The organism is Paraburkholderia phenoliruptrix (assembly GCF_047325075.1).
In the GTDB taxonomy this organism is placed as follows: Bacteria; Pseudomonadota; Gammaproteobacteria; order Burkholderiales; family Burkholderiaceae; genus Paraburkholderia; species Paraburkholderia phenoliruptrix.
Genome location: NZ_CP168530.1, coordinates 1,343,383 through 1,354,903, shown reverse-complemented (window position 1 = coordinate 1,354,903; position 11,521 = coordinate 1,343,383). Strand labels below are relative to the sequence as shown.

Genomic DNA, 11,521 nt, shown 5'->3' with positions numbered 1-11,521 from the left:
CGCGGCTCGCGGTCGCCGGGCGGCTCGATGCACCCGGCGCATTCGGACGCTTCAGCCGACGCCCGCCGCCCCGCCGATCAACGCGTTCGCGCCGCGTTCGTCACCGCCTGCCGTCTCGACGTCGATACGCCGAAGCCCGGCAACGTGAGCGTGGACAGTGAAGGGCACGGCATGAGCGCCGCCCAGTTCATCGCAAGCGCCGAGGCCGCGGCCGATGCGCTGCTCGCGCCCGGCGCGCCAGTGGGCCAACGCCTGCTCGATGCGGTGACGCGCACGCGCGCCACTGTGGGCTGCAATACGAACCTCGGCATCCTGCTGCTCGTGGCTCCGCTTGCGGCAGCGCTCGAAGTAGCTGCGCGCCCGCTGTCGGCGCAAACATGGCAGGCGGCGACCGAACGCGCGCTCTCCCGGCTCGATATCGAGGACGCGCGCCTCGCGTATCGCGCAATCGCGCTCGCCCACCCCGGCGGTCTCGGCGACGCCCCGGAGCAGTCCGTGCACGATGCGCCGACCGTCGGCCTGCGCGACGCGATGGTGCTCGCCGCCGGGCGCGACAGCATCGCGCGTCAATATGCGGAAGGGTTTCGCGACATCTTCGAAACCGGCCTCGCCGCGCTGCGGGAACTTACTGCCGGCCAACCGGGCACGGCTGCGCCGAGTGCTGTGGCAGCGACTGCGTTCGTCGCCGGTCGGGTCGCGGCTCGGGTCACCCCTCCGGCCGCCGCGTCAAACAACACGCCAGACGCCGCGCCAGCCGCCACGCAAGCCGCCACGCAAGCCGCCGCCCTCAATCTGTTCCTCACCTTCCTCGCCGCATGGCCCGATTCGCACATTCTGCGTAAGCACGGCGCGGCCGTGGCGCAGAGTGTCACGCTTGCGGCACGCGCGCAGCACGCGCACTGGCGCAGCGCGCTACGCGAAACGGGTCCGGCCGCGGCGCGCGCGCCGCTCGATGTGTGGGACGCCGAACTGAAAGCCGCCGCCATCAATCCCGGCACGAGCGCGGACCTGACCGTGGCGACGCTGTTCGTCGCGTTGTGCCTCGACGAGCCGCGCAACGCAAGCGCCATTGAACGCGCACCCGAGGCGTAACGCGCCGCCGGTCCGCACGAGACCGCAGGACATTGGCACGGATTCTGTTAGTGAATGCCATCGTGCATCAACCGCCGCCGGGCGCGCGCGGACCAGGCGCGTCACAGGCGGCATGTCAGTCAGTCGGCAAGTCCCCATTCCACTCATCGGAGGAACAGCATGGCCAAGATCAATCGCGTCCTGATAGGAGAGTCGCTCGTCGGCGACGGCAACGAGGTCGCACACATCGACTTGCTGATGGGACCGCGAGGTTCCGCTGCGGAAACCGCATTCTGCAATGCGCTCACCAATAATAAGGACGGCTTCACATCGCTGCTCGCGGTGGTCGCGCCGAACCTGCTCGCGAAGCCGAACACGATTCTCTTCAACAAGGTCACCATCAAGGGCGCGAAGCAGGCCGTGCAGATGTTCGGCCCGGCGCAGCACGCGGTCGCGCTCGCCGTCGCGGACAGCGTCGAGGACGGCACGATTCCCGCGGACGAGGCCGACGACCTCTTCCTGTGCGTCGGCGTCTTCATTCACTGGCAGGCGGAGGACGACAAGAAGATTCAGGAGTACAACTACAAGGCCACGCGCGAAGCGATTCAGCGCGCGGTGAGAGGCGAACCGACGGCTGCCGAAGTCGTGTCGAAGAAGAGCAGCGTCGCCCACCCGTTTGCACCGAACTGACGGCTCGCGGCCCGCGTGCGCGCAAAGCGAAAGCGCTGGCGCGCCGCGCGGGCCTTTGCACTGCGCAGTGGTGCCATTGCTCTCAAGAGGGATGAGATGACCCTACGATGTCGCGCGCTCGCGGCCTGTGCCTGCTTCATGCTCGCCACGCCGCTCGCCTTCGCGGCCGGCGATGCGCCGGAAGCCGCGGCCCCGGCGGGAGGCTACAACTACCCGACCACAGGCCGCGTCGAATACGTGCTCACCTGCATGGACGAGAACGGGCACGATTTCGCGAACGTCTACAAATGCTCGTGCGTGATCGACAAGATGGCGACGGCGCTGCCCTACGACGAATTCGTCGACCAGTCCACGTTTTCCCGATATGCGACGCTTGGCGGCGAAGGCGGCGCCGAGTTCCGTGTCGACCATGCGAAGGCGCAGACGAAGAAATTCCGCACCTTGCAAGCGGACGCTTACCGCAGTTGCGGGCTCGGCAGCGACAAGACGGCCGCAGCGAAATAGCGGGTGCGGTTCACTGCAAGCTCAGCTCGGAATCAACCCCTCGCCCAGCGACGCATAATTCGCGAGACCATTCTGGGCATCCGCGGATTTCGGCATGTCGCTGCGCTGCCGCTCGATCTGCACGCCCACGGCCGCGACGTCGTCGAACTTGGCCGGCTTGGCGAGCGCCACGCGTACCCAGTGCGCGCCGAAGTCGTTGATCAGGAGCCGCGCTACCGCCTCCGCCAGCGCCTCGAGCAGGCGCACGCCGTGCGACGCGAGGAGCGCGTGCAGCGCGTTGCGCACCGCCGCGTAGTTGATGGTGTCCTCGATACGATCGGTTGCGCACGCACGGATCGCGGGGACGCCGATCGCGAGATTCATCCGCACCGGCTGCGGCACGTGCAGCTCGCTGCTGTCGATCCCTATAATCGTCTGACCGACGAAGTTTTCGATGAACACAATGTCCATGCGGCCCGCCGACGCCGACGGCGCCTCGGAAGGCGTGGCCCACGGCGCTACGCGGGGCGCGGCCGCCTCGGCGGCAACAGAGAAGCTGGCGAGGCGAACGGTGTCGATACGGTCCATGGTGTACTCCGCCGCATAGCGGCAACAAGTTAAGAGACGCAACCCGGGTAAACGCAAGTCGTGGGGCAGCGGGTGCGGCACAGCGTGGGTTCCATCAAAGCAAAAAGCGGGCACACCTTGTACTATTGATGCGACTTCGTATTGAACACGAACGACATCGGGCGTAGAGTTTTAAGCCGACGCCTGACAACAGACCCAGGCAGTACTCGTAGCAGGCGGATTACTCAGTGCGCATACGGACCCAGAAGCCGCGGCGCGAGGGGATGACATTATCGATAAAGCGGCACGCGTAGACGCGCAAGGCAAGCCACGCGAGGGCAACACGACGCAGGGCCACGCACTTCGCGCATGAATGCGCCGCAACGGAGACGAACCCCATGTCGTTGCTCGCTGACAGCTCCATGCACGTCCGTGAAATCCTCAACGTCGTCAACCATCAACTGGCGACGCGGCCGACGAGCGAGCCCGTCGCTCAGTCGTGGGCGCGCTGTGTCAATGAATTCCAGCTCGATCCTTCCCGCTTTGTCACGCCGCCCATCCTGACGGAGTACGAACTAAACGCGCGCCGCGACGCAATGGGCGATCTGATCGCGTGTTCGAAGCTGGAAATGACCACGCTCTATCAACAGCTCGCCGACCCCGAACTCGCGGTGGTCCTCGTCGACGCAGGCGGCGTGATCGTGCACCAGGTTTCTTCAGTGCCGTTTGCCGAGGCCGTCGCCGCCGACGGTTTTCGCGTCGGCGCCCTGTGGAGCGAGCGCGAAGCCGGCACGAACGGCATGGGCACCTGCCTCGCCGAGCGCGACTGCATTGCCGTGTGCCAGCATGAGCACTTCTATCCGCGCTACACGTCGCTCACCTGCTCCGCCGCGCCGATTTTCGACGACAGCGGCGAGATTGCCGGCGTGCTCGACGTGACGAGCCGCTCAAAGCTGTTGCAGCAGCATTCGCTCGTGCTCGTCGGCATGTCGCGGCAGATGATCGAGAACCGGCTCATCGACGCGCGCTACCGGCATGCGAACATGATCCACTTTCACAGCCGCCCGGAATTCGTCGGCACGCTGCACGGCGGCAAGCTTGCGGTCGCGGACGACAGCACCGTGCTCGCCGCGAACCGCAGCGCGCTGTTCCAGCTCGGCTTCCGGTCGCTGAACGAATTGCGCGGACGGCGCATCGAGGAGGCGTTCAACGCGTCGCTCGAGGATATGATCGCGCGCAGCATTCGCGGCTCGTTCCACCCGATTACGGTCTACAGCGCGAACGCGACCAACCGCTTCTTCCTGATCGCGCAGACGGCGCAAAACGCCGCCGCGCGCGGCGCGCGCGTGGCGGTCGCGGCGCCCGTGCCGCGGGCGGGCGCGCCGGAGAAGACCGACAGGCGGTCGCCCCCGGCGCGGCTCGACGAGATCGCGCATCTGGAATTCGGCGACCCGCGCATGGCCTCGCAGATTCAGCTCGGCGCGCGCGTGGTGCAGCGCAAGATTCCGATCATCCTGCGAGGACAGACCGGAACCGGCAAGGAAGTGTTTGCGCAGGCGCTGCACAGCATCAGTCCGCTTTCGTCGGGGCCGTTCGTGCCGGTGAATTGCGCGTCGCTGCCGGAGAATCTGATCGAGAGCGAGCTGTTCGGCTATCGGGCCGGCGCGTTCACCGGCGCGCAGCGCGAGGGACGGCGTGGCAAGATCGTGCAGGCGAACGGCGGCACGTTGTTTCTCGACGAAATCGGCGACATGCCGCTCGCGCTGCAGGCGCGGCTGCTGCGCGTGATCGAAGAACACGAGGTCACGCCGCTCGGTGCGGAGACGACCGTCAAGGTCAATTTCCAGCTGATCAGCGCGAGTCACCGCAACCTGCTCGAACTCGTGCACAGCGGCCTATTCCGCGAGGATCTGTATTACCGGCTGAAAGGCGTCGAACTCAATCTGCCGCCGCTCGCGGAGCGGGTCGACAAGCTTCCGCTGATTCATCATCTGCTCGAAGCGGAGACCGACGGCGATCCGCCCGAGCTGACGCAGGAAGCCGAGCAAGCGTTGCTGAGCTATGCATGGCCCGGCAATATCCGTCAGTTGCGGCACGTTTTGCAGATGGCGATTGCGCTGTGCGACGGGCAACCTATCCGTTGCGAAGATCTGCCGGCCGAGGTCACGCAGCGCGCGCCGCAGGCAGCGCCGGTTGCGGCGTCGCTGGCGGCGGCGCAGCCTGTCCCGCATGCCGACGACGACGCGGATCTTTCCGCGCTCAATGCGATCCAGCTGAATGAACGCGAGACGGTGCTTGCGTTGCTGGAGGAAAATCGCTGGAACGTGAGCAACGTGGCGAAGGCGCTCGGCATCAGCCGCAACACGCTCTACCGGAAGATGCGGCGGCTGCATATCCGTCTGTCGCACGACGGCTCGGGCGGCGACGGGACCGAAGCCGACGAGGCGGCTGACGACATGGCGTCCGACGCGGCGGCGGCCGATTCTGCGGCCGGCAGCCCATCGCCGGGCGACACTTCCTCTCACGCGCATCACGCATGACCGAGGCGCCCGCTCGCAACCTTGCGGACTTCAAGTCCGATGCGCGCTTCGCGTGGTGCGTGACCGGCTCCGGGCATTTGCTCGAGGAGTCGATCGAACTGGCGCTCGCGCTGCCGCGCACGGACCTGTTTCTTTCCGCCGCCGCCGAAGAAGTGCTGCCGCTATACGGCTGGAAGCTGCCGCGCCTGCGCGAGCACTTCAACGTGTTCCGCGACAAGAGCGCGAGCGGCGTGCCGGTGGGCATGCTGTATCACGGCATGTATCACACTGTCATCATCGCGCCGGCCACCAGCAACACGGTGGCGAAGTGCGCGTTCGGCATCTCCGACACGCTGCCCACCAACATGTACGCGCAAGCCGGCAAGCAGTGCATTCCGGGCATTGTCTTTGCATGCGACACCGAACCGACCGTCGTGACCCAAAGCCCTAACGAATGGGTCGAGCTGCGGCCGCGGGCTATCGAACTCGACAACGTGGAGCGACTGTCGCGCTTCGAGTACACGACGGTCGTGCGCTCGCTGGATGAATTGAAGGCGGCGCTCGAGCAACGGCTCGCGGTGCTTGATATCGCATGAAATTGACGCACGCCTTGGGGCGGCCCGGCGCGTACTGACATGGACCACATCGTCTTCCTGACAGGCCGGCTCGCCGAGAAGAGCCTCATGCGCGTGCTCGACGGCATGGCGCCCACGCCCTTCAGCTGGGAGATCCGCGAAATCGGCCTGCAGGTTGCCGCGCTCATGACCGCGGACATGATCCGACGCCGCGTGGCGGCGCCGCTCGCGGCACAGCGCGTGATCGTGCCGGGACGCTGCCGCGGCGATCTGGCGGCGCTCGGCGAACATTACGGCGTGCCGTTCGAACGCGGACCGGAAGAAGTGAAAGACCTGCCGCAGTTCTTCGGCCGCGAGGCGAAACCCGTCGACCTGTCGCGCTATGAGACGGACATTTTTGCGGAGATCGTCGATGCGCCGCGCCTTAATCTCGACGGCATCGCCGCGCGGGCCCGCGATTATGCGTCGCAAGGCGCAGACGTGATCGACATCGGCTGCCTGCCCGAAACGCCGTTTCCACACCTTGAAGATGCCGTGCGACGCCTGAAGGCCGAAGGCCATCGGGTCAGCGTCGATTCCATGCGCACCGACGAGCTGCTGCGCGGCGGCCGCGCTGGCGCGGACTATCTGATGAGCCTGAATCTCGACACGCTCTGGATCGCCGACGAAGTGCCGTCCACTCCGATCCTCGTCGCACGCGATCCGCGCGACCCCGCGTCGCTCGACACGGCCATCGACCTTCTCACCGCTCGAGGCCGCGCGTTTCTCGCGGACCCGATTCTCGACCCGATTCCGTTCGGCCTCGCGACGTCGATTGCACGCTATGTGCGGCTGCGCGAACGCTATCCGGATGTGGCCATCATGATGGGCATCGGCAACGTGACCGAACTGACCGAGGCGGACACGAGCGGCATCAACGCGGTACTGCTCGGCATGGCGGCAGAGCTTCGGGTGAGCGCTGTATTGACGACGTCCGTGAGCCTGCACGCGCGGCGTGCGGTGCGCGAAGCCGACGTCGCACGCCGCGTGATGCATGCCGCGCGCGAGGCGCAGGTGTTGCCCAAGGGTATCAACGGCGATCTCGCCACCGTTCACGCGAAGCGCCCATTTCCCTATAGCCCGGAGGAGATCGACGAATTCGCAAGCGAAGTTCGTGATCCTAACTTTCGCGTTCAGGTCAGCCACGACGGCATTCACGTCTATAACCGCGACGGTCACCTCAAGTCTGCCGATCCGTTCGCGCTTTATCCGGACCTGCATCTCGAAGCCGACGGCGGCCACGCGTTCTATATGGGCGTGCAGTTGGCGCGCGCCGAGATTGCATGGCGCCTCGGCAAGCGCTTCGACCAGGACCAGCCACTCGACTGGGGTTGCGCGGTTGAGCGGCCGGAACAGGACCTGTCGGCATGGTGTGCGCCCGGCGAGACGCTGAAAAAACGCTGAAATTCCAGTGGCTTTACACTCTGCGTGACGCCGCCGCGCGCAATCACTGCGCTTGCGCCAGCGGGCTTCGACGCGTGACGCCCTCCTCGCGGTCAGTGATAGCGGCGCGCCATCGCCTCGAGCGGCAGCGGCTTGATGCGCGGCGCCTGCCCTGCGCACCCAAACGCCTCGAAGCGCTCCACGCACACGCTGCGCGCCGCGGCCGTGGCTGCCTTCAACGCGGCGCGCGGATCGAACTCGGCGCGCGCATTCGCCATCGACTTGCGCATGGCGCCGCTCATCGCGAGCCGGATGTCGGTGTCGATATTGACCTTGCGCACACCGTGCGCAATGCCGCGCTGAATTTCCTCGACGGGCACGCCATAGGTCGCCGGAATATCGCCGCCGTATTCGCGGATCACCGCGAGCCATTCCTGCGGCACCGAAGAAGAGCCATGCATCACGAGGTGCGTATTCGGAATCCGCTCATGAATGTCGACGATGCGGTCGATCGCGAGAATGTCGCCGGTAGGCTGGCGGCTGAACTTATAGGCGCCATGCGACGTGCCGATCGCAATAGCGAGCGCATCGACACCGGTTGCTTCGACGAAAACCTGGGCCTCCTCAGGATCGGTCAGCAGATTGTCGCGCGCAAGCTGTCCCTGTGCACCGACGCCGTCCTCCTCGCCGGCCTTGCCCGTTTCGAGCGAACCCAAACAGCCCAACTCCCCTTCAACCGACACCCCGACCGCGTGCGCTGCCTCCACGACGCGCCGGCTCACGTCGACGTTGTAGTCATACGTGGCGGGCGTTTTCTGATCGGGCAGCAACGAGCCGTCCATCATCACCGAGGTAAAGCCGGAGCGGATTGCCTGCTGACACACGGCTGGACTCGCGCCGTGATCCTGATGCAAGACGAGCGGAATGTCGGGATGCGCCTCGAGCGCGGCCAGCACGAGGTGGCGCAGATAAGGCTCGCCCGCATATTTGCGCGCACCCGCGGACGCCTGCAGGATCACGGGGCTCGCGGTTTCCTCCGCGGCCTGCATGATCGCGTGGATCTGCTCCATATTGTTGACGTTGAACGCGGGCACGCCGTAGCCGTGTTCGGCAGCGTGATCCAGAAGCTGACGCAGTGCGATGAAGGCCATTGCAAACTCCCCAAGGACAGTTGAAATGCTGTGGTGCCGCTCACGCAGGGCGCCGCACGACGCGACACGCTTCGTCCGCTACGGCCCGCGCCGTCAGCGCGAAATGTTCGAACAGCGCGGTAGCGGGCGCCGACTCGCCGAATGTGTCGATACCCACCACGCCGCCTTCGAGACCCACGTATTGCCGCCAGAACGCGCGCACGCCGGCTTCCACGGCCACGCGCGGCACACCCGGCGGCAGCACCGCATCGCGCCAGTTCTCCGGCTGGCGGTCGAATACGCTTGTGGACGGCATGGAAACGACGCGCGCCGCGATGCCTGCTTCGGCGAGCAGCGCTCTTGCGTCGAGAGCCAGCAATACTTCGGATCCTGTAGCAATCAGCACGATGAGCGCCGGTGGCTCGCGGCCTGCAGCGTCGGATGCATCCGGCCAATCCCGCAACACATAGCCGCCTCGCTCTATTGCGTCGATCTGCGCGCCGTCGCGCGGGACGAACGGCAGGTTCTGGCGGCTCAGCAGCAGACACGACGGCCCCTCGCGCTCGATCGCGCTTGCCCACGCGCGCGCGGTTTCCACGGTATCGCAGGGGCGCCAGACGTCGAGCCCGGGAATCAGCCGCAAGCTCGCGGCGTGCTCCACCGACTGATGCGTCGGCCCGTCTTCGCCAAGCCCGATCGAATCGTGCGTGAACACGAAGATCGAGCGTGTCTTCATCAACGCGGCCATGCGCAGCGCGTTGCGCGAGTAGTCGGAAAAGGTCAGGAACGTGCCGCCGAATGCAATATGCCCGCGATGCAGCGCGATGCCGTTGATCACCGCGCTCATGCCGAACTCGCGCACCCCGTAGTGCAGATAGTTGCCCCATTGCAGGCCCATCGCGTTGGCGTGAACGTCGACCGCCGTCTGCCAGTCGGTCAGGTTCGAGCCTGTCAGATCCGCGGATCCGCCGAGCAATTCCGGCAGCGCGCGCGCAAGCAAAGCAATGGTCTGCTGGGACGCCTTGCGTGTAGCGACCGATTGCGCCGCGCTGTCGGCATCGCGCAGCATGGCGCGAACCGTATCGCGCCAATGCGCGGGCAGCGCACCCTGTGTCCTGCGCTCGAATTCGGCGGCTTCGAGCGGATAGTGCTGGCGATAGGCTTCAAAACGGCGCCGCCAGTCGGCTTCGGCCGCCTCGCCGCGCGCACTCGCATCCCACTGCGAGCGCACTTCCTCGGGAACGACGAACGGCGGATAGCTCCAGCCGAGCGCGCGCCGGGTATTCGCGACCTCATCCGCGCCGAGCGGTGCGCCGTGCACGTCGTGGGTACCGGCTTTGCCGGGCGAACCTTGACCGATCACCGTGCGGCAGCAGATCAGCGCGGGCCGCTCGGCCGCGTGCGCCTCCTGCAGCGCCCGGTCGACGGCGTCGGCGTCATGGCCGTCCACGTCGCGCACCACATGCCAGCCATAGGCGGCGAAACGCGCGGGCGTGTCGTCGTTGAACCACTGCGCGACATGGCCGTCGATGGAAATGCCGTTGTCGTCATACAGCACCGTCAGCTTGTCGAGCTTCAACGTGCCCGCGAGCGACGCAGCCTCATGCGAAATGCCTTCCATCAGACAGCCGTCGCCCGCGAACACATACGTGCGGTGATCGACAATCGTATGCCCGGGCCGGTTGAACTCGCGCGCGAGCAGCGCCTCGGCGAGCGCCATGCCGACCGCGTTGGCGAGCCCCTGGCCGAGCGGGCCGGTCGTCGTCTCCACGCCGGGTGTCACGCCCACCTCGGGGTGTCCCGGCGTCTTGCTGTGCAATTGACGAAAGCGTTTCAACTCGTCAATCGGCAGATCGTAGCCGGTGAGATGCAGCAGCCCGTACAGCAGCATCGAGCCGTGTCCGTTCGACAGCACGAAGCGGTCGCGATCGGGCCATGCGGGATTGCGCGGATTGTGTTTGAGATGCCGGCCCCACAGCGCGACGGCGATCTCCGCCATGCCGAGCGGCATGCCGGGGTGGCCCGACTTCGCCGCTTCGACGGCGTCGATGGCGAGCATGCGCAGCGCGTCGGCCATCAGGCGGGTTGGCGGTAAGGCAAGCGATTGTGCAACGGCGCTCATCGAATTTCTCCTTCGGAAACTGAAGCAGTTCTTTCACGTAGAGCCGCGCGCCTTACGCTCGCGAACGCCGGTCGATCAGTTGCAGAATCATCGGCGTGAAGATCAATTGCATGGCGAGGCCCATCTTGCCGCCGGGCACGACGATCACATTCGGGCGCGACATGAAGGAGTCGTGCAGCATGGTCAGCAGATACTGAAAGTCGATGCCCTTCGGCCGTGCGAAGCGGATCACGACAAAGCTCTCGTCCGGCTGCGGAATCTCGCGCGCAATGAACGGATTCGAGGTGTCCACCGTCGGTACGCGCTGGAAATTCACATGCGTGCGCGAAAATTGCGGACAGATGTAGTTCACGTAGTCGGGCATGCGCCGCAGGATGGTATCGACCACCGCTTCGTGCGAATAGCCGCGCATGGTCTGATCGCGATGCAGCTTCTGGATCCACTCCAGGTTGATGATCGGCACCACGCCGATCAGCAGATCCGCATGCCGCGCAATATCGACGCTGTCGGTCACCGCCGCGCCATGCAGCCCTTCGTAGAACATCAGGTCGGTGCCGGGCTGCACGTCTTCCCACGGGGTGAACGTGCCGGCGTCCTGCTGGTAAAGGCGCGTTTCCATTTCATCGTGCACATAGTGCCTAAACTTGCCGGTTCCGCTTTCTCCATAGCTTGCGAAGAGCGCCTCGAGTTCTTCGAGCAGATTGGCTTGCGGCCCGAAGTGGCTGAAGTTCGGCACGCCGTCGCGCTCGTGCTGTTTCATGGCTTCGCGCATGCCGTGACGGTCGTAGCGATGAAACGCGTCGCCTTCCACAATCTGTGCGTTGATCTTTTCGCGCCTGAAAATATGGGTAAAACTTTTCATCACGGTCGTGGTACCGGCGCCGCTCGAACCGGTCACCGCGATGATCGGGTGTTTGACTGACATGCGCTTGTCTCCGGATA

General features: G+C 65.7%; 10 protein-coding genes. 6 read left to right on the top strand and 4 right to left on the bottom strand.

Annotated elements, in window-relative coordinates; translation table 11 throughout:
* Positions 1–27 precede the first annotated feature (27 nt).
* The 3 genes from ACEN8U_RS06030 (at position 28) to ACEN8U_RS06020 (ending at position 2,265) form a co-directional block, all read left to right on the top strand.
* Positions 28–1,092 (top strand): triphosphoribosyl-dephospho-CoA synthase, encoded by a 1,065-nt coding sequence (locus ACEN8U_RS06030; RefSeq protein WP_310108761.1) that lies wholly within the window; start codon positions 28–30, stop codon positions 1,090–1,092.
* 159 nt (positions 1,093–1,251) lie between these two features.
* The gene (fae, locus tag ACEN8U_RS06025) at positions 1,252–1,761 is read left to right on the top strand and encodes a formaldehyde-activating enzyme (protein WP_013342895.1); all 510 of its coding nucleotides are present in this window, start codon (positions 1,252–1,254) and stop codon (positions 1,759–1,761) included.
* Positions 1,762–1,857: 96 nt separating this feature from the next.
* Positions 1,858–2,265 (top strand): hypothetical protein, encoded by a 408-nt coding sequence (locus ACEN8U_RS06020; protein ID WP_310108179.1) that lies wholly within the window; start codon positions 1,858–1,860, stop codon positions 2,263–2,265.
* Between the two features lie 21 nt (positions 2,266–2,286).
* Here the strand turns inward: ACEN8U_RS06020 and ACEN8U_RS06015 are convergent, their stop codons facing one another.
* Complete coding sequence (locus ACEN8U_RS06015; RefSeq protein ID WP_310108764.1) at positions 2,287–2,832, bottom strand: dihydroneopterin aldolase; 546 nt, start codon at positions 2,830–2,832, stop codon at positions 2,287–2,289.
* 377 nt (positions 2,833–3,209) lie between these two features.
* On the opposite strand from ACEN8U_RS06015, the gene ACEN8U_RS06010 reads away from it, so the two are divergent.
* Genes ACEN8U_RS06010 through ACEN8U_RS06000 form a run of 3 tightly spaced genes read left to right on the top strand, consistent with a single transcriptional unit; the run spans position 3,210 to position 7,348 of the window.
* On the top strand, positions 3,210–5,351 hold the full coding sequence (locus tag ACEN8U_RS06010; RefSeq protein WP_310108181.1) for a sigma-54-dependent Fis family transcriptional regulator: 2,142 nt from the start codon (positions 3,210–3,212) through the stop codon (positions 5,349–5,351).
* A complete protein-coding gene (locus ACEN8U_RS06005) occupies positions 5,348–5,926 on the top strand; it encodes a flavoprotein (protein WP_310108183.1) in 579 nt (192 codons plus the stop codon). Before ACEN8U_RS06010 ends, ACEN8U_RS06005 begins: the two co-directional genes overlap by 4 nt.
* Before the next feature lie 39 nt (positions 5,927–5,965).
* Complete coding sequence (locus ACEN8U_RS06000) at positions 5,966–7,348, top strand: DUF6513 domain-containing protein (RefSeq protein ID WP_310108186.1); 1,383 nt, start codon at positions 5,966–5,968, stop codon at positions 7,346–7,348.
* A gap of 92 nt (positions 7,349–7,440) precedes the next feature.
* On the opposite strand, the gene fba is transcribed toward ACEN8U_RS06000, so the two are convergent.
* Genes fba through ACEN8U_RS05985 form a run of 3 tightly spaced genes read right to left on the bottom strand, consistent with a single transcriptional unit; the run spans position 7,441 to position 11,504 of the window.
* Positions 7,441–8,478: a class II fructose-bisphosphate aldolase gene (fba, locus tag ACEN8U_RS05995; protein WP_310108188.1), complete on the bottom strand. Its 1,038-nt coding sequence runs from the start codon at positions 8,476–8,478 to the stop codon at positions 7,441–7,443.
* Between the two features lie 40 nt (positions 8,479–8,518).
* A complete protein-coding gene (gene tkt, locus ACEN8U_RS05990) occupies positions 8,519–10,579 on the bottom strand; it encodes a transketolase (RefSeq protein ID WP_310108190.1) in 2,061 nt (686 codons plus the stop codon).
* A 52-nt stretch (positions 10,580–10,631) separates the two neighbouring features.
* On the bottom strand, positions 10,632–11,504 hold the full coding sequence (locus tag ACEN8U_RS05985; protein ID WP_013590479.1) for a phosphoribulokinase: 873 nt from the start codon (positions 11,502–11,504) through the stop codon (positions 10,632–10,634).
* Positions 11,505–11,521: the final 17 nt, after the last annotated feature.